Annotated in this window: 15 protein-coding genes; 5 read left to right on the top strand and 10 right to left on the bottom strand. The window is 73.4% G+C overall.

Going from position 1 to position 17,410, the window contains the following annotated elements; all coding sequences use genetic code 11:
* Window positions 1-82: 82 nt before the first annotated feature.
* Window positions 83-1,147, bottom strand: coding sequence for a helix-turn-helix transcriptional regulator (locus ABD419_RS15120; RefSeq protein WP_344487780.1), 1,065 nt, complete (start codon window positions 1,145-1,147; stop codon window positions 83-85).
* Window positions 1,148-1,331: 184 nt separating this feature from the next.
* Here ABD419_RS15120 and ABD419_RS15115 point away from each other — a divergent pair, with 184 nt between their 5' ends.
* The gene (locus tag ABD419_RS15115) at window positions 1,332-2,777 is read left to right on the top strand and encodes an FAD/NAD(P)-binding protein (RefSeq protein ID WP_344487778.1); all 1,446 of its coding nucleotides are present in this window, start codon (window positions 1,332-1,334) and stop codon (window positions 2,775-2,777) included.
* Between the two features lie 49 nt (window positions 2,778-2,826).
* On the opposite strand, the gene ABD419_RS15110 is transcribed toward ABD419_RS15115, so the two are convergent.
* The 3 genes from ABD419_RS15110 to ABD419_RS15100 all read right to left on the bottom strand — a co-directional run bounded on the left by ABD419_RS15110 (window position 2,827) and on the right by ABD419_RS15100 (window position 5,070).
* On the bottom strand, window positions 2,827-3,210 hold the full coding sequence (locus ABD419_RS15110; protein ID WP_344487776.1) for a hypothetical protein: 384 nt from the start codon (window positions 3,208-3,210) through the stop codon (window positions 2,827-2,829).
* A 264-nt stretch (window positions 3,211-3,474) separates the two neighbouring features.
* Window positions 3,475-3,690 carry a hypothetical protein gene (locus tag ABD419_RS15105; RefSeq protein WP_344487774.1) on the bottom strand — a complete coding sequence of 72 codons (216 nt, stop codon included), beginning with the start codon at window positions 3,688-3,690 and terminating at the stop codon, window positions 3,475-3,477.
* Window positions 3,691-3,795: 105 nt separating this feature from the next.
* Window positions 3,796-5,070, bottom strand: coding sequence for a hypothetical protein (locus ABD419_RS15100; protein WP_344487772.1), 1,275 nt, complete (start codon window positions 5,068-5,070; stop codon window positions 3,796-3,798).
* A 159-nt stretch (window positions 5,071-5,229) separates the two neighbouring features.
* Between ABD419_RS15100 and ABD419_RS15095 the strand changes: the two genes are divergently transcribed.
* The gene (locus ABD419_RS15095) at window positions 5,230-5,625 is read left to right on the top strand and encodes a DUF7144 family membrane protein (protein ID WP_344487770.1); all 396 of its coding nucleotides are present in this window, start codon (window positions 5,230-5,232) and stop codon (window positions 5,623-5,625) included.
* A 135-nt stretch (window positions 5,626-5,760) separates the two neighbouring features.
* On the opposite strand, the gene ABD419_RS15090 is transcribed toward ABD419_RS15095, so the two are convergent.
* From ABD419_RS15090 to ABD419_RS15080, 3 genes are all read right to left on the bottom strand, one after another.
* Complete coding sequence (locus ABD419_RS15090) at window positions 5,761-7,335, bottom strand: glycoside hydrolase family 43 protein (protein ID WP_344488038.1); 1,575 nt, start codon at window positions 7,333-7,335, stop codon at window positions 5,761-5,763.
* Window positions 7,336-7,421: 86 nt separating this feature from the next.
* Window positions 7,422-8,093, bottom strand: coding sequence for an RICIN domain-containing protein (locus ABD419_RS15085; RefSeq protein ID WP_344487768.1), 672 nt, complete (start codon window positions 8,091-8,093; stop codon window positions 7,422-7,424).
* Window positions 8,087-9,169 carry a glycoside hydrolase family 62 protein gene (locus ABD419_RS15080; protein ID WP_344487766.1) on the bottom strand — a complete coding sequence of 361 codons (1,083 nt, stop codon included), beginning with the start codon at window positions 9,167-9,169 and terminating at the stop codon, window positions 8,087-8,089. The genes ABD419_RS15085 and ABD419_RS15080 overlap by 7 nt, the downstream gene beginning before the upstream one ends.
* 259 nt (window positions 9,170-9,428) lie before the next feature.
* Between ABD419_RS15080 and ABD419_RS15075 the strand changes: the two genes are divergently transcribed.
* Window positions 9,429-10,448 carry a LacI family DNA-binding transcriptional regulator gene (locus tag ABD419_RS15075; protein ID WP_344487764.1) on the top strand — a complete coding sequence of 340 codons (1,020 nt, stop codon included), beginning with the start codon at window positions 9,429-9,431 and terminating at the stop codon, window positions 10,446-10,448.
* 62 nt (window positions 10,449-10,510) lie between these two features.
* Entirely contained in the window at window positions 10,511-11,404 is an 894-nt protein-coding gene (locus ABD419_RS15070; protein WP_344487763.1) for an ABC transporter ATP-binding protein, read from the top strand.
* 152 nt (window positions 11,405-11,556) lie between these two features.
* Here the strand turns inward: ABD419_RS15070 and ABD419_RS15065 are convergent, their stop codons facing one another.
* Entirely contained in the window at window positions 11,557-14,715 is a 3,159-nt protein-coding gene (locus ABD419_RS15065) for an ATP-binding protein (RefSeq protein ID WP_344487761.1), read from the bottom strand.
* Window positions 14,716-14,830: 115 nt separating this feature from the next.
* Window positions 14,831-15,631 (bottom strand): MHYT domain-containing protein, encoded by an 801-nt coding sequence (locus ABD419_RS15060; protein ID WP_344487759.1) that lies wholly within the window; start codon window positions 15,629-15,631, stop codon window positions 14,831-14,833.
* Window positions 15,632-16,007: 376 nt separating this feature from the next.
* Here ABD419_RS15060 and ABD419_RS15055 point away from each other — a divergent pair, with 376 nt between their 5' ends.
* The gene (locus ABD419_RS15055) at window positions 16,008-16,391 is read left to right on the top strand and encodes a YbaB/EbfC family nucleoid-associated protein (protein ID WP_344487757.1); all 384 of its coding nucleotides are present in this window, start codon (window positions 16,008-16,010) and stop codon (window positions 16,389-16,391) included.
* 4 nt (window positions 16,392-16,395) lie between these two features.
* On the opposite strand, the gene ABD419_RS15050 is transcribed toward ABD419_RS15055, so the two are convergent.
* Window positions 16,396-17,385 carry an aldo/keto reductase gene (locus ABD419_RS15050; RefSeq protein WP_344487755.1) on the bottom strand — a complete coding sequence of 330 codons (990 nt, stop codon included), beginning with the start codon at window positions 17,383-17,385 and terminating at the stop codon, window positions 16,396-16,398.
* Window positions 17,386-17,410: the final 25 nt, after the last annotated feature.

Raw genomic sequence — 17,410 nt, 5'->3', positions numbered from 1 at the left:
CCATGATCGACGCCGCGCCCCAAATAGTCAAGAACTTCGATGTAATTTCGACGGCTCCCGGGACTCCGCCGCCGGCACCGGATCAGGTGAACAGGCGCGCGACGAGTTCGCCCCGGCTGGAGACCTCGGTCTTGTCGAAGACGGCCTTGAGGTGGTCGCGGACGGTGTGCGGGGAGATGAAGAGCGCCGCGGCGATCTCGGCGGTGGGGCGGCCGCGGGCGATGAGGCGGGTGATCTCCAGTTCGCGAGGGGTCAGGCCGTAGGCCTCGGCGGCCATCGCGCCCGTGTCGGCGGCCGCGGCCCGCTCGATCACGAACGCCACCGGGCCGGGGCGCCCCTCGGGGCCGCTGAGGCACGAGGCGTGGCATACCAGCCATTGCCCCGCAACGGTTCTGATGCGGATCCGCGCGCCGCCCCGGTCGCGCCCGCCCGCGATCGCGCGCGCCTGCATCGCGGTGGCGACCACCCAGATCGGCAGCCGCAGGCCCAGCGCCGACGCCGTCGACGGGCCCTCGGGGAGCGTCGCGAGGTGGTGCCGCGCCTCCTCGTTGATCGACGTCGCCTCGCCGAAGGCGTCGAACAGCACCAGCCCCGGTGCGGGCGAGTCGGTCCCGACTCCGGACGCGGACGGGCGGGCGAAGCGGCGCAGCCGCTCGGCGAGCGGGCCGGAGAGGCTCGCGACCGCCGCGGTCTCCTCCGGGCCGAACGGTTCGCCCGCGCCCATGCGGAACAGGCTCACCACGGCCCAGGGCCGGTCGCCGACCCGGAGCACGGCCCGCAGCTCGTCGTCCACGCCCTGGGCGCTCAGCATCCGCCGGTAGCGCGCGCTGCGCGCGGGCAGGTCGCCGGTCACCGCGCGCAGGCCGGCCGCGGGGACGGCGGCGCGGGCGAGCTCGCGGAACGGGACGACGTTCTCCTCCAGGAGCTCGCTCTCCCAGTACTCGGCGCAGCGTTCGGAGGCGCCGAGGTTCTCCACCACCATCGGGGCCGTGATGAGGCCGGTCTCCGGATCGGTCGCCGCCCAGACCGCCGCGTCGAACGGCACGAACCGCCGCAGCCCGACCGACGCCCGGGCGAACAGCTCGCGAGCGTCCCCGGCCCGGTCCGCGGCCGCGATCAGGTCGGTGCGGAGGCGTGCGGCGGTCATCGTGGTCCTCCTGTCGGCGTCCCGGCAAGTCTGCCCCGCCCGGTCCTCCGCGCCCACCCCCCGAATGAGGGGATGGCCGCCCCGCGATCGCCCGAGTTCAGGGGATGGGGCCGGGAGAGCGGGACGACGAGACTCGAACCGACTCCGAGTCGTTCAGGAGCGCAACGAAATCAGAGAGGCCATCATGGACATTGCGATCATCGGAGCGGGAGCCGCTGCGGTCGGCATGCTCGACGCGTTGGCGGCCCGCGCCGCCGGGCCCGGGAGGATCACGGTGTTCGAGCCGTCTCCCCACCTGTGGCGGGGCCGCCCCTACGGACCGGACCTCGAATCGGTGCTGGTCAACGCCCCGCCCGCCATCATGTCGATCCGGCACGGCGACCTCGGGCACTACGCGGCGTGGCTCGGCGGGCGCGCCGCCGAGCACCTCGACCCGCTGCTGGGCGAGCCGCTCGTGCCCCGCGCGCTCTACGGCGAGTACCTGGAGCACACCGCCGAGACGGCGCTGGCGGCGCTGCGCGAAGCCGGCTGGGAGGTCCGCGTCGTCCGCTCCCGCGTCACCGGCGCGACCGGGGCCGGGACCCGCATGGTCCTCGGCACCGAGGACGGACAGCGGCACGAGGCCGATCACGTGGTCCTCTGCGTGGGCGGCGGAACCCCGCCGGACCTGTACGGCCTCGACGGCGCCCCCGGCTTCGCGGGCGACCCGTACCCGCTGCGCCGCACCCTCGACCGGATTCCCTCCGGCAGCGACGTCGGCGTCATCGGCAGCGGCCTGACCGCGGTCGACGTCGTCGTCTCGCTCGCCGCCCGCGGACACACCGGCCGGATCTCGCTCCTGTCGCGCAGCGGCATGCTGCCTCACGTCTGGCAGCGCCCGGTAGAACGGCAGCCGCGGTTCGTGACGACCGACCGCGTCGCCGCGCTGCACCGCGAACGCGGCACGGTCGCGCTCGACGACCTCGTCGGCCTGCTGCGCGACGAGATCGATTCGGCAGGAGAGGACTTCGCGGCGTTCACCGCCGAGCTGCTGGCGGCCGAGACCGACGATCCGGTCCGGCGGCTGCGCGCGCAACTCGACGCCGTCGACGACCACCGCATCGGCCGCCGGTTCCTCCAGCTGACGGCGCACACCGTCGGCCCCTACGCCTGGCGGCTGCTCCCCGCGGCCGACCGGGCGCGGCTGCGGCGGCGCCTCCGCACGGCGACCGGCGTCGCCTCCCCGATGGTCCCGGTGAACGCATCGATCCTCATGCGGCTCTTCGACTCCGGTCAACTCGACGCCGTCGCGGGAGTCCGCGCGATCGAGGCGGTAAACGGGCGGTTTCATATATCCGGGGACCAGGGGCGGCGCACGACCGCCGTCCTCGTCAACGCCGTGAACCCCGCCCCGCAGTCGATCCCCCGCGGAGCGGCCCAACTGGTCGACGCCCTGGCCGCGGACGGCACGGCCGCGCTGCACCCCGACGGCGGCCTGGCCTCCACGGATCCGCGCCTCCACGTGATCGGCGACCTCGCCGCCGGCGGCTCCTTCATCACGTCGAGCATCCCGGCCGTGGCCTTCCAGTCCGCCCGCGCCGCAGCAGCGGTCACGGCCGCCTCCGACAGCGGCCGCGCCCTGTCAGGATGAGCCCCGAACCGCCGGCCCGCGGCGGCACAGGCCGCCGCGGGCCGTGGCCTTATTCGTTGAAACCCTGGTAGGCGCACGGGACGAGCGCGTGGCACAGCCGCATCCGGTAGGGGACGCCGGTGATCACGTCGAATCCGAAGCTCTCGTACGTCCCCGCTCCGGAGTCGTTGTTCTTGCACTTGACGGTGGTCCAACCGACCCTCGGCGCGTAGGCCTGAAGGCAGCCCTCGACGCTGTAGCCGTCCTTGAGCGAGTCGTAGACCCGGAACGAGTCCCCGTCGTCCACGTGCTGCATCGCGCCGACCTGACGGCCGTCGATGTCGGACAGGATCAGCCAGGTGTCGGCCGCGAAGGCCGCGCTCCCCGTCCCTGCGATGAGACCGACGGCAACGGCGCAGGTGATCGCGAGCCGTGCTGCCAACTTCTTGAGCATCGTTGCTTCTCCTCGTGTCGCATCCGATCACGTCGGTCCGGCCGACGTGAGCCAACGACATTGGATACCTGCAAGAAGCTCGGTCCGGTTGCCTGCGAACTATGGGAAATGTTGCGCCGCAACCAGTCCAGTGGTGTCAGCCCTGTGGGCCGGGGTCGAACGCCTCACCGGCACCGCCGTGCCCGCCCCGCTGTGGCCAGTGCGGCGACTCGGACCGGTGCTCCCGTCGCCTGACGGTGCGCTCGTGCCGCGGCCTTCAGGCCCTCACCAGGGCCGCGGCGGGGCCGGCTCGTCCGGCAGGGGCCGGACCGGGTCGTTCGGCTCCGGCGGGTCAGGCGGGCTCGGCTGCGTGGGGTCGGGCTCGTGCGGGTCGCCGGGCACCGGCTGGAGCGGGTCGGGCGGGCCGGGGACCGGGTCGCCCGGTCCGGGCTTCTGCGGCTCGATGCCGTCCTCGGTGTACGGGCCGGAAACGTCTGACATGGCTCCTCCTTCGTTCCACCTCGGATTACCCCGCGATTCGCCGGATATGCGAAGATCCCGGCCGCGCGAGGCCACCCAGCGGCCGAAGCGAGACAAGCGGACCCGTCAGGCCGCGGCCCGGGCGTCCTGCGAGGCCCGGCCCACGACCTCGACGACCGCGATGAACAGCGCCACGACCAGGGCGACCGTCAGGACCCCCGAGACCCCGGGGTGGCGCCACAGCACCAGCCACAGCAGCCCGGCCGCGACCGCCGCGAACTCGATCGGGCGGCGCGAGCGGAACACGAACGCCCCGAACGCGCCGAACCCGAGCCCCGCTCCCGCGAGCAGCCGCGCGAGGCCGTCCCGGGCACCGAGGGCGAGGCGCCTGACCGCCGTCGCCGCCGCACCCGGCCCGAGGAGCCAGCAGGCGAGGGCGACGATGAGCGCGAGGACGGCGATGGTCTGCGCGCCGCCGATGAGGAAGCGGGTCAGCGCCGTGTACAGGTTCGCCGCCGCCGTCGGCGACTGGACGGCGTCCCCGAGGCCAGCGAGGTACGCGCTGCGCCCGATGGAGACCGCGCCCCACAGGAGGAGCATCCCGACCGCCAGGAACAGCGCGCCCAGGCCGAGCCCGCGGCGGCGGGACGGCGCGATCGCGACCCCCGCGGCCAGCAGCGCCAGCGCGGCGATCGGCAGCACCCACGCCGCGGCGTTGAGCAGGGCGGCCGCGACCTGGAGTTTTGGGAACGACTCGGAGGTGGCGACGGTGAAGGTGACCGACAGCTCGGGCAGGCGCGCGGCCAGGTCGAACCCGGCGGCGACCAGGCGCGCCTTCGCCGCGTCCAGGACCGGTCCGAGATCGAGCACGAGGTCGTTCCCGTCCAGCGACAGGGCGCCGTCGCCGTCGCCGGTGAGCAGCCTGACCAGCGAGGTATGCGCGGTCCGGTTGGCCTGGCGCCACAGCTCGGTGAACTGGTCGGAGTGGACGACGGCCTGGACCTGGTCGTCGATGAAGGAGTTGACGCCCGAGGCGAGCGGTGCCGCGAGCCGGTCGAGGACCTCCGGTCCGCCCTTGGTCTGGACGGCGTCGACCGCCTCGGCCACGAGCGCCTCCACGTCGAGCGCCCCGGTGATCGCGCCGCTGACGCGGGCGGCCACGGCCCCGCGGATCTCCTCGTCCCGGTACAGCGGTTCCATGTTCGCGACGAACCGGTCGGTGTTGAGGACCTCGTTGCGCGCGAACACCGTGGCGGTGGCGAGCACGCCGGTGATCGCGGCCAGGACCAGCAGCACGACGGCCCCGGTCCACCGCGCCCCGCGGCCCTTGCGGCCGGCGGCCCGGGCCCGGAGCCGTTCGAGCTCCTTGCGCTCGGCCCGGTTCAACGCGGCGTCGGTCATGGTCGGCTCCCTCGTCGGCGCTCGCCCGGCGGTGGCCGCCGCGGCACGGCACTCAGAGCGTACGGCCGCTGCGGCCCGCAAAGCGGCGGTTTCTCGTGTTCGGCTGCCGGGCCCACCTGCGGACTCGTAGATTGGCACCATCCTGAAAGGAGCGCGGCGATGGCACGCAGTCCCGAATCGAGGGCATGGGCGGCCGGCGGCATGGTGTTCGCGGCCTGCGCGGCGATCGTCATGGGCGTCTGGCAGGTGTCGATGGGCATCGCCGCGATCCTGAACGACGGCTTCCTCGCGGTGTCCGAGCACTACACGTTCGACCTGGACACCACCGCCTGGGGCTGGATCCACCTCATCCTCGGCGTCGTCGTCGTCCTGGTCGGCTTCCTGCTCTTCTCCGGCTCCGGGTTCGCCCGTGTGATGGGCATGGTCTTCGCCTGCCTGGTGGCGATCGAGAACTTCTTCTTCCTGCCGTACTACCCGCTGTGGTCGGTCGTCGTGATCGCGCTGGCGATCTTCCTGACGTGGTCGCTCGCGACCGCCGACGTCCGGGACATCTGACGGCGCCGCCGTGTCCAGGAGCGGTCTTCACACCCGCGGCCGGCACTCCGCCGGCCCGCGGGTCCTCGGCGCCGTCGGACGACCAGTCGACGTCTGGGAACGCGCGGCCGGGAGGGGCCGGCGCCCGGCCGGCGCTCACGGCGTGGCGACGGTGAACCGGTCGACGGTGACGGCGCCGCCCAGCGCACTCGCGGCGTGGTTGAAGACGGCGAACCGGTAGCCCATGAAGAAGGTCCAGTTGCTGTTGAGCGTGAACGCGGGGCCGAGGCCGAGGAAGTTCACGCCGTCGGTGCTGTAGGAGAACACGGCCTGGCGCCCGGCGCCGGGCCGGATGTCCGCGGCGGCGCGCAGCCAGATCCTGGTGGTGCACAGGTCGGCCGAGGCCCGCTCGGTGCCGGTGCCGGTGGTGTTCCAGCCGGCGTCCATGGTGAGGCCGTCGACCATGACGGCCCGCAGCGTGCCCGCGTCGCGCTTGACGCCGATCCACGCGGAGGCGTCGCGCAGCATCGCGAGGCCGGTGCGGTCGCCGTCGCGCATCTCGGCGAGGTCGAGTTCGACGGTGGCGGTGGAGGAGGGGCCCTGGATGCGGTGGGTGAGCGTGTTCCGGGCGCTGTAGAGGTCGTTCGTGACGGTGGCGGTCTGGAGCCGGAGTCCGGCGCCGGTGGTCCACTTCGTGTGGTCGGGGTTGTGGTTCCACTCCCACTTGGCGGCCAGTGTGGACGCGGTGAAGGTGTCCGTCCCGATGAGGGAGGGCACCGGGGCGGGCGTCAGGTTCGGGAAGGGGTAGGTCGCGCCCCAGGCGCCGCCCGCGGTGGTGACCTGGGGCCAGCCGTCGGCGGTCCAGGTGATCGGGGCGAGGGCGGGCATGCGGCCGCCGGGGTAGGCGTCGACGAACGCCATGTAGTGCCAGGCCCCGGTGGGCGTGGAGACGAGCGCGCCCTGGTGCGGGACGCCGCCGCCGCTGATCGGGCCGGGCATGTCGAGCAGGACCTGCCGCAGTTCGTAAGGGCCCCAAGGCGACGAGGACTTGAGGATGTACTGGCCGTTGGCGGGCCGGGTGAGGAAGATGTAGTAGTTCCCGTTGATCTTGTAGAAGCGGGCGCCTTCGAGGGTGCCGATGCTCGACGGGGTCGAGAACACCTGCTGATTGCGCACCTCGCTCCTCCCGTCGGCGGAGAGCTGCGCGACCGAGATCTGCGTGTTGCCGTACGCGACGTACATGGTGCCGTCGGTGTCGACGAGCATCCCGGCGTCGTAGTAGGCGCGAGCGAGTTCGGCGTGGCGCGTCCAGGGCCCGGCCGGGTTCGTCGCCGTGTACATGTAGGACCGGGCGAAGTCGATCTGGCCCAGCCAGTAGAACCGTTGCTCGGCGGGCCGGTGCGCGATCGTCGAGGCCCAGATCCCGCGCACGTACCCGCGGGCGCCGTTGAGGTCGTACTTCGCCCCGAAGTCCAGCGAGGGCACCGAGTGGCCGATGAACTCCCAGTTGACGAGGTCCCGGGAGCGGAGCACGGGCGCGCCGGGGGAGTAGTGCATCGTGGAGGCGGTCATGTAGAACTCGGCGCCGACGCGGATGACCTCGACGTCGGCGAAGTCCTGCCAGACCACGGGGTTCGCGTACGAGGTCTGCTGCGCCTCGGCGCCGGTGGGCGGGACGAGCGCGGCCGCGGCCGAGGCGGCGGCGAGGCCGAGGGCGGAGCGTCGGGACATCGGCATGGACAGTCCTTTCAGGAGGCGGGACCGGACGGGGCGGTCGGCGGACCGGCGGTGCTCCGCCCCGTCCGGTCCCGGGTCGGTCAGTCGTTCGAGGCGGCCTGGATGTCGGCGAGGACGGTGTCCGCGCCGCAGGTGGCGCCCACCGGGACGAGCGAGAACTGCTGGTTGTTCGCCCCGGTGGAGGTCCACTGGCGCAGCGGGGCGCTCAGGGCGGTCGACCAGTTGTAGACGTCGATCGCCTTGCCGGAGTTGCGGTTGACGAACGAGTAGTAGCCGGCCGAGTTCCGGTTGACCTGCCACTGCTGGTTGGTGCCGTTCAGGTTCGTGTACTGGGCGATCGTGGCTCCGTCGGCGGTGCTGAAGTTCCAGACGTCGAGCACCTGGCCCGTGTGGCGGACCTGGATGCGGTAGTAGCCGCTCCCGGAGTCGATGAACCGGAACTGCTGGTTGGGGCCCTCGTAGTCGGTGTACTGGGTGAGGATCGCGCCGGTCGCGGTCGAGGCGCCCTGGATGTCCATAGCGAGTCCGGAGTGGCGGGAGACGATCGTGTACCAGTCGCTGGTGCTCGGCGGCTGCGCGTCGGCGCGGTCGGCGTGGAAGGAGACCAGCGCGGCGGTCGCGACCAGGGCCGCGACGGCGAGGGCCGCGAGTCCGCGGGCCCAGCGGGTGAGGATCGTCAGGTCGGGCGCGGCCGTGGTCATGGCGTGCTCCTGGTCGGGTGCGGTGGACCGGGGGTCATTCGGGTTCAGCACGAGCCGCCTCCGGTGAGGGTCAGCAGGGCGAGGCGGTACGGCAGCTGCGAGTAGTCGCCGCCGGAGTTCGGGTCGCGGCCCTGGTAGAGCATGCGGAGGTCGCCGGTGTCGATGGTCATGGTCTGGTCGCGGCCGGACCGGAGCAGTTCGCCGTGGCTGATGTCGGTCGTCCACCGTCCACTGGGGAACGTCGTGTTGACGGCCCCCGCGAACGGGGCGCTCTGGCTCGTCGCCTGCGGCTGCCAGGTGCTCCGGAGCGTGTCGGCGGTGTAGGAGCGGTAGTACCGGGCCCCGTTGGAGCCGATCGACTCCCACATGAGCAGGTAGTCGCCGGTGCCGTCGACGTTGTAGACCGCACCGCCCTCGAAGAGGTTGTTCTTGGTGTCCTGCAGCACGATCTGCGTGTTCGTGAACCCGTTCGGGAAGTTCGCGACGGTGGTCTCGGCGCGGTAGACGTGGCCGTTGTCGTCGGCCGAGAACAGGTAGCAGTTCGTCGCGTCGCAGATGACCCAGTAGTCGAGCCAGTGGCCGTTGCCGATGTTGTCCCGGACGATCTGCGGCATCTCGTTCTGGAAGTTCCTCGGCGCCGACCAGCTCATGGGGTCGTTGATGTTCGACGTGGTCGAGTACGAGGGGAGCCCGGTCTGGTAGACCAGGTACCACAGGCCCTGCGGCGCGTAGTAGAACACGTGCGGTGCGGCGGCGTACCGGGAGCCGATGTTCGGGTTCGTGTCCAGGAAGGTGTGCGGGGCCGAGCCGGCCTGCGACCAGTCGGTGAAGCTCGTGTACGCCAGGCTCCACGCCCCGGCGGTGTTGGCGGTGGTCATGAAGACGTGCCACTTGCCGCTCGCGTCCTGGACCACCGTGGGGTCCTTGACGGAGACGACGTTGTGACCGCTGTTGGGCTTGGGGCCGATGAGCGCCCCGGTCGACTCCCACTGGTAGGTCGCGGGGAGCGCGGCGGCCTCGACCTCCTCGTTCGTCTGGGCGCTGGCGCTGAAGCCGGCGGTGGTGAAGGCCGCGGCGGTCGCGATGGCGACGGCCGCGAGGAGCGTCTTCGCTCGGATGCGTGTCATGTGCGGTCTCTCGTTCGGGGCAGGGCTGGTTATCGTTCACAACCCTGCGGAGGCGGACGATTCGGTGCGGTGTCGGGGATTTCGAAACTTTCGATCTCAGCTCCGAAAATTAGATATATGGAACTATAGATAGACGTCGATATCGAGTCAAGGGGTTCGCCGCGTCGGATGCGCGCGATAACACCGAGGTGGTGCGCAAGCGACGGAAGCGACGCCCATCGATCCCTGGGAGCCGCCCGAGCGGCGCTAGACTGACGCGGTGACCGCCCCCGACGCCCCCGAACCCCTGACCATCGCGCAGCTCGCCGTCCGGGCCGGCGTCTCGGTCGCCACCGTCTCCAAGGTCGTCAACGGCCGCCTCGACGTCGCACCCGAGACCCGCCGCGAGATCGAGGCCCTCATCAAGCGCCACGGCTACCGCCGCCAGAAGCGCGCCACCCGCCCCGCCCCGCTCATCGAACTCGTCTTCCACGAAATCCGCGGCCTGTACCCCGTCGAGATCATCAACGGCGTCACCGCCGTCGCCCGCGAGCACAGCCTCGGCGTCAGCGTCTCCGAACTCGGCGGCCGCCACGTCCCCGGACGTGGCTGGGTCGAGGACGTCCTCGCCCGCCGCCCCACCGGCGTCGTCCCGGTCTTCTGCGGCTTCACTGAGGACCAGCGGGACCGTCTGCGCTCCAGGGACATCCCCGTCGTCGCCGTCGACCCGACCGGCGAACCCGTCCACGAGGACCCCTCCGTCGGCGCGAGCAACTGGAACGGCGGCCTGGAGGCCACCCGGCACCTCCTCGGCCTCGGCCACCGCCGCATCGCCGTCATCACCGGCCCCGAACGCGTCCTCGCCGGCCGCGCCCGCCTCGACGGCCACCGCGCCGCCATGGACCTCGCCGGCCTCCCCGTCGACCCCGCGCTCATCCGCATCGGCGACTTCCAGATCGAGGACGGCGTCCGCTTCGCCCGCGAACTCCTCGCCCTCGACGACCCGCCCACCGCGATCTTCGCCTGCAACGACGGCACCGCCCTCGGCGTCTACCACGCGGCGGCCGAACTGGGCGTGCGCATCCCCGCCGACCTCAGCGTCGTCGGCTTCGACGACCTCCCCAAGGCCCGGTGGATGATCCCGCCCCTCACCACGATCCGCCAGCCGCTCCACGACATGGCCGCCACCGCCGCCGCGATGCTCGTCGACCTCGCCGCGGGCCGGGCGCCCCGCCGGCACCGCGTCGAACTCGCCACCGAACTCGTCCTCCGCGCCAGCACCGCCCCGCCCGCGGCCTGACCCGCACTCGCGTGTCAGAGGCCTGTCAGACCGGTGTCAGGACCGTCCGCGATCGTCGGAGCATGACAGACACAGTTGTCGCGGTCTCCGGGCTGCGGAAAGCGTTCGGCCGCAACGCCGTCCTCGACGGCGTCGACCTCGCCGTGCCCGCGGGCGCGGTCGTCGCGCTCCTCGGACCCGGCGAGTCCGGCAAGTCGACCCTGGTCGACGTCCTCACCGCCAGAACCGCGCCCGACGACGGGACCGTGCGCGTCTGCGGACACGACGCCGCCCTGGAGCCGGCCGCCGTGCGGGCCCTCGTCGGCGCGGCCGCCCCGATCGGCGACGCCGACGCGGCCCTGACCGGGAGCGCCCTCCTGCGCCGCGCCGGCCCCCCGCCGCCCGGCCTCCTCGACCGGCTCGGCCTGACCGGAGCCCTGAACCGGCCGGTCGCGACCTACTCGGGCGGCGAGCGCCGCCGCTTCGCGCTCGCGCTCGCGCTGGCCGGCGGGCCTCCCGTGGTCCTGCTCGACGAGCCCACGCTCGGGCTCGACGCCGCCGACCGCCGGACCGTGCGCGCGATCGTGCGCGACCTGGCCGCGGGCGGCGCCGCCGTCCTCGTCACGACCGGGTGCCTGGCCGAGGCCGACCGGCTCGCCGACGAGGTCGCCGTCCTCGACCGCGGCCGCGTCGTCGCCCGCTGCACCGTCGAGGAGCTCAAGCGCCGCATCCCCGAACGCCATGTGCGCCTGCGGTTCGCGACCGAGTACGAGTTCGCGGCGGCCGCGCGGGTGCTCAGCGACGCCGTCGCGGGGGAGGAGCCGCTGGTGCTGCGCGTGCCCGGGGACGGCGGGACGCGGTCGCTCCGATCGCTGCTCGACCGGCTCGACGAGTACGCGCTGAGCGCCGCGGAGTGGTCGGTGCCCGAGTCTGATCTGGACGACGTGCTGGCCGCGCTGTCGCGCGCCGCCGCATGAGGGCCTGTCCTGCGGATCAGACCGGTCGTCATCAGGTCCGCTCGCCGCGCTGTAGGGGCCCGCGAATACCGGCGTCGTATTCGCAGGCCCTGCGCCTTGCGAGCGAACGAACGGATTCGGACACCGCCACTCCCTGACTCGCAGGACAGGCCCTAGGGCGCCAGGGCCGTCGCGACCAGCGCACGCCAGTCGGCGCCCGCGCCCTCGGCGGCCGCCGCCGCGAACCCCGCGTCCCCGAGGGAGGCTCGTGACGCCTCCTCGATCCGCAGGACGTCCGGGTGCGAGCGGTCCTGGAGCCCGCGCACGGCCGCTCCCGCCAGCAGGAGCCGGACCGCCAGGGCGTGGTCGCCCGAGCGCAGGGCCTGGTCGGCGACGCCGACGAGCACCTGCGCGGTCAGCGGCGCGTGCGCGGTCTCGACCGCCGCCTCGACGGCGGCGAGCCGGTGGCCGCGGGCGGTCCCGGCGTCCTCCGCCAGGTAGCCGAGCAGGTCGTGGCGGACGGCGCGCACGTGCGCCCGCTTGCTGTCGTCGCCGAGCAGGTCGGAGAACGCGTCGAGTCGCTCGCGCGCCTGCGGGGCGTCGCCGCTCCAGCGGGCCAGTTCCGCCTGCGCGAGCGCGAGTTCGGCGAGCGCGTTCGGCCAGGCGATCCGCTCGGCGGTGCGCCGCGCCTCGGCCATCGCGCAGGCCGCGGCCGCGGGGTCGCCCGCGAGGAAGCGCAGCTGGGCCTGCCGGGAGCGCACCGAGACGGCGTCCTCGTTGGCGCCGAACTCGGTCATCACCGCCACGGCCTGCTCGTACAGCTCGCACGCCGCCGCGAACTCACCGCGCATCGCGATCCGGTTCGCCAGCTCGGTCAGCGCGAACGAGGTGCCCCACCGGTCGCCGAGCGAGCGGAACGCGGCGAGCGCGGCCTCCAGGTGCGCGTCGGCCTCCGTCCCGTGGAGGCCGAGGACGATCCGCAGCCGCCCGAGGTGGAGCCGGGCCAGGGCCGCCAGCCACGGGTCCTCGTCGTCGAGCAGGCTCTCGAACGCGGGCGCGGCCTCCCCGGGCGCGTGGACGAGCCGCTCCAGCGCGGCCGTGAACCGGATCGCGCGGTGGCCCGGGGGGACGCGGAGGCTGATCTCGTAGGCCTTGCCGAGCCACTCTTCGGCCTGGTCGCGGTCGCCGGGGCCCCAGGCGGCGAGGTCGCGGACCGTCCGTCCGTTGTGGATGCCCGCGTGGACGGCGCGGGCGTACACCACCGCGCGGACCGCGTCGTCGACCTCGCCGGGGAGCGCGGTCGCGGCCCGGATCAGCTCGTCGCCCTCCGCCTTGTGCCCGCCGAGCCACCAGTACCAGCCGGCCGCGGCGGCGAGCCGCATCGCCTCCTGGGCCTCGCCCGCGGCGATGGCGCCGCGCATCGCGGCCGCGATGTCGTCGTGCTCGGCTTCGAGGAGCGCGAGCCATTCGAGCTGCTCGCCGCGGTACAGGTGCGGCTCGGCGGTCTCGACCAGCCCGGTGACGTGCGCGAGGTGCGCCCGGCGCGCGAGGCCCGCCTCCCCGGCGTCGGCGAGGCGCTGCCCGGCGTACTCCTTGATGGTGCCAAGCATCCGGTAGCGGGGCGCGCGGTCGCCTCCGGCGATGAGGAGGGACTTCTCGGTGAGGGCGGTGAGCAGGTCCAGGACGCGGCCGGGCGCAACTGTGTCGCTCGCGCAGACCTGTTCGGCCGCTTCGAGTCCGGCGCCCGAGGCGAACACCGAGAGACGGCGCAGGACCAGTTTCTCGTCGTCGTCGAGGAGGTCCCAGCTCCAGTCGATGACGGCCCGGAGCGTCTTGTGCCGCGGCAGCGCCGTGCGCGAACCACCGGTGAGCAGCTGGAACCGGTCGTCGAGGCGGTCGGCGAGCTGCTGCAGGGACATGACGCGCAGCCGCGCGGCGGCGAGCTCGATCGCGAGCGGCATCCCGTCGAGGGCCCGCGCGACGCGCGCCATCGTGGCCGCGTCGCCGTCGAGGTCCTGCCTGACCGCGCTCGCCCGGTCGCGCAGGAGCCGTACCGCGGGCGAGGCCGCGATCGCGTCGGGGTCGTCACCCGACCTCGGCAGGGCCAGCGGCGCGACCGGCCACAGCACCTCGCCGGTGATCCCGAGCGGCTCCCGGCTGGTGGCGAGGACGCGCAGGCCGCGGCACTCGCCGAGGACGCGGTGCGCGAACGCGGCGGCGGCGTCGATCACGTGCTCGCAGTTGTCGAGGACGAGCAGGACCTCCTGGTCGCGCAGGGCCGCGACGGCCCGCTCGGTCGCGCTGTCGCCGGGCGCGTCGCCGCGCAGGGCGTCGCGCAGGCCCAGCCCGGCCAGGACCGCCTGGGCCACGTCGCCGTCGGCGCCGATCGCGGCCAGCTCGACCATCCACGCGCCGTCCGGGAGGTCGCCGAGCAGGGTGTGCGCGGTCTCCGCGGCGAGGCGGGTCTTGCCCGACCCGCCCGGGCCGATGAGGGTGGTGAGCCGGTTCCCGGCGACGAGGCCGCCGACCGAGGCGACCTCCTCGTCGCGTCCGATGAAGCTGGTCAGCTCCGCGCGCAGGTTGGTGCGGCGCCGCTCCTCGCGCCGCCCGACCTCGCCGCGCAGCAGCGCCACGTGGAGCCCGGCCAGCTCGGGCGAGGGGTCGGCGCCGAGCGCGTCGGCGAGGGCCTCGCCAGTGCGCCGGTAGACCAGGAGCGCCTCGGAGTCGCGGCCCGCGGCGGCGAGGGCGCGCATGAGCGCGGCGGCGATGCGCTCGCGGAGCGGGTCCTCGGCGAGGAGGTCGGTGAGCTCGGTGATGAGGCCGGCGCCGTTCCCGGCGGCGGCCTCGGCGTCGTACCGGTCCTCGGCCACGGTGCGGCGCAACCGCTCCAGACGGGTGGCGGCGGCGTCGAAACCGGTCGAGTCCGGCAGGTCGACGCCGTGCATGGCCGCGCCCCGCCACAGCGCGAGGGCCTCGCGGAGCGCGTGGAGCCGCGGGGCGCCGGTCTCGTCGCCGGGGGCCGCGAGGCGCTCGAACCGCACCGCGTCGACGTCGTCGGGCGCGATGGCGAGCCGGTACCCGTCGGCGCGGCCTTCGACGGACCCCTCCGGGAGCGCCTTGCGGAGGCGGGAGACCAAGCGGTGCAGGGCGTTCGCGGCCTCGGCGGGCGGACGCTCGCCCCAGATCCAGTCGACGAGGGCGTCCTTGCGGACGACCGCGCCGGGCTGGAGCGCGAGCGCGATCACGAGCGCGCGCAGCCGGGAGCCCTGCACGTCGGCGACGGTGCCGTCGCCGAGACGGACCTCGAACGGCCCGAGCATCCTGATCTGCACGCACGCGATCTTGCCACACGTGTCCGATGCGGGATGGTGCGCATGGGGCACCTGATGTCGCCGTCCGGACCGAGGCGGGTTCGGGCCGCTTTATGTCACTTGTGGACGGTCTGCGTCAGGACTGCGCGGGCCGCGCGCCGGCCGCGCGGTCGGCGGTGCGGGCCTGGAGCGAGGCGAGGTGCTCGTCGGCCTTGATCTCCTCGTCGGTGGGGACCATGACGACGGTGAACACCAGCACCAGCAGCACGATCGCGGTCACGGTCGCCATCGGGAAGACGAGGTCGGCCGCCGCGGCGCCGTGCGGGTCGTCGGTCGCCGCGGCGCCCGCGGAGACGCCGAGCATCCCGGTGTAGTGCATGAGGTTCACGGCCACGGCCATCACCGCGGCGGCCAGCCACATCGAGGAGGCGCGTTCGAGCCGCCACGAGAGCCACAGCGCCGTCGTCGCCGCGCCGATCGCGATCACCACCGAGGCGACGACGTACCCGAGGCCGAACTCCAGCTCGACGTCGGAGCTGACGGCGGCCATGCCCGTGTAGTGCATGGCGGCGACGCCGAGGCCGGTGAGGAGCCCGGCGGCGGCGAGCTTGAGGCGCGAGTAGCGGCCGAGGCCGATGACGAAGAGGCCGCAGGCGACCACGGCGACGGCGATGAGCGCGCTGAGCGCCGTCGTGCCGGGGTCGTAGCGCAGCTCGGCGTCGCGGACGGTGAAGCCGAGCATCGCCACGAAGTGCATGACCCAGATGCCGGTCCCGCCGATGGCGAAGGCGGCCATCACGAGCCAGCGGATGCGGGGTCCCGGCCGGTCGTGGCGGCGGGCGTGTTTGGCGAGCAGGAGACCGAGGGCCGAACCGGTCATGGAGACCACGAAGGCCACCAGCAGCGTGGTGTACCCGTGGGCGAAGTGATCGATCATCGCAGCATTCCGTATGGCGGGAGGGCAAGGTGCTCGGATCGTATCCGCAGGACACGGCCGCGGCGATCTTTGCGGAATTCACGGATTGCACGCTCATGGGGCATTCGCGGCCCCTGCGATTCCGCAACGCACCGCACGATACCGCTCAGAAGTCCACGGAACCGCCCGTCGGCCGGGCGGGAAAACCTCCGAGCGGGCGACGCAGGTCTGACCGTTCGCACCGGTTCGACCGGCCGTTGTGCGGAGCCGGGTTCGTCCGCACGGCCGCGGCGCCTCACCCCGCCCGCGGCCGGGGCCCCGGCCGCGCCGCCGACGTAGGACACTGCGGGGGTGAGTCCGGCGCCCCGACTGGGCGCCGGGACGGACGAGGAGACCCATGGACCAGACCCCCGCGATCCGGCCGCCGTCCTCAGACCCTGTGCCGCCCTTGAACTTCGACGCCTCCATGCGCGACTTCCGGGCGCGCATGGAGGCGCTGGGGGCCATGGCCGAGAAGGTCGAGGGCCTCGTCAGGTCCACGAGCTTCCGCGTCGAGTCGGAGCGCGGCGAAGTGGCCGTCACGGTCACCTTCGGCGGCAGGCTCGTGGGCGTCGAGTTCCTCCCCGCGGCCGACGGCATGGGAGCCGAGGCGCTGGCCGCGGTCGTCTTCGACACCCACGAGCGGGCGGTCCGCACCGCCTTCGAACGAGCCGCCGGGAACCTCGTGCAGATCCTCGACCCGCGCATTCCCACCGAGGAGCTCCTCCGGCGGCTCGCCTGACCGGTCAGAGACCGGTCATGCGTTCGAGGTGCTCGGGGTAGCGGCCGCCCAGGATCTGGATGCCGTCCGCGGCGGACCGGATGCGGTCCAGGTCGGCCGCGGTGAGGTCGACGTCGGCGGCGCCGAGGTTCTCGGCGAGGCGTTCGGGCCTGCGGGTGCCGGGGATCGGCACGATCCAGGGCCGCCTGGCCAGGAGCCAGGCGAGGGCGATCTGCGCGGTCGAGGCGCCCTTGTCGGCGGCGATGTCGGCGAGGAGGTCGACGAGCGCCCGGTTCGCCTCGCGCGCCTCGGCTTCGAAGCGGGGGATGGTGCCGCGGACGTCGCCCTCGGTGAACTCGGTGTCGGCGGTGATCGCCCCGGTCAGGAAGCCTTTTCCGAGGGGGCTGTAGGGGACCAGGCCGATGCCGAGCTCCTCGAGCAGCGGCAGGATCTCGTCCTCGGGCCGGCGCCACCACAGCGAGTACTCGTTCTGCAGGGCGGCCACGGGCTGCACGGCGTGGGCGCGGCGGATCGTGTCCGGCCCGGCCTCCGACAGTCCGAAGTGCGCGACCTTGCCCTCGGCGATGAGGTCCTTGACCGTTCCCGCCACGTCCTCGATGGGGACGTCGGGGTCGACCCGGTGCTGGTACAGCAGGTCGATCCGGTCGGTGCCGAGCCGCCTGAGCGACCCTTCGACGGCGCGGCGGATCTGCTCCGGCGAGGAGTCGGTGCCCCGCCAGCCGCCTTCGGGCTTGATGTCGAACCCGAACTTGGTGGCGATGACGACCCGGTCGCGCACGGGCGCGAGCGCCTCGCCGACGAGCTCCTCGTTCACGTAGGGGCCGTAGACCTCGGCGGTGTCGAAGAGGGTGACGCCCTGGTCGACCGCTGAGCGGATGAGCGCGACGTGGTCGTCCCTGGTGCCGGTGGAGGGCCCGTAGGACTGGCTCATGCCCATGCAGCCGAAGCCGATCGCGCCGACCGAGAGGCCGTCGCCGAGCTGTCGTCGTTCCATGTGTGGTCTCCTTCAGCGGTGGGGT

This window comes from Glycomyces endophyticus, assembly GCF_039531525.1.
GTDB lineage: Bacteria > Actinomycetota > Actinomycetes > Mycobacteriales > Micromonosporaceae > Glycomyces > Glycomyces endophyticus.
The sequence above is the reverse complement of the archived record's forward strand: the minus strand, read 5'-3'. Positions and strand labels throughout refer to the sequence as shown.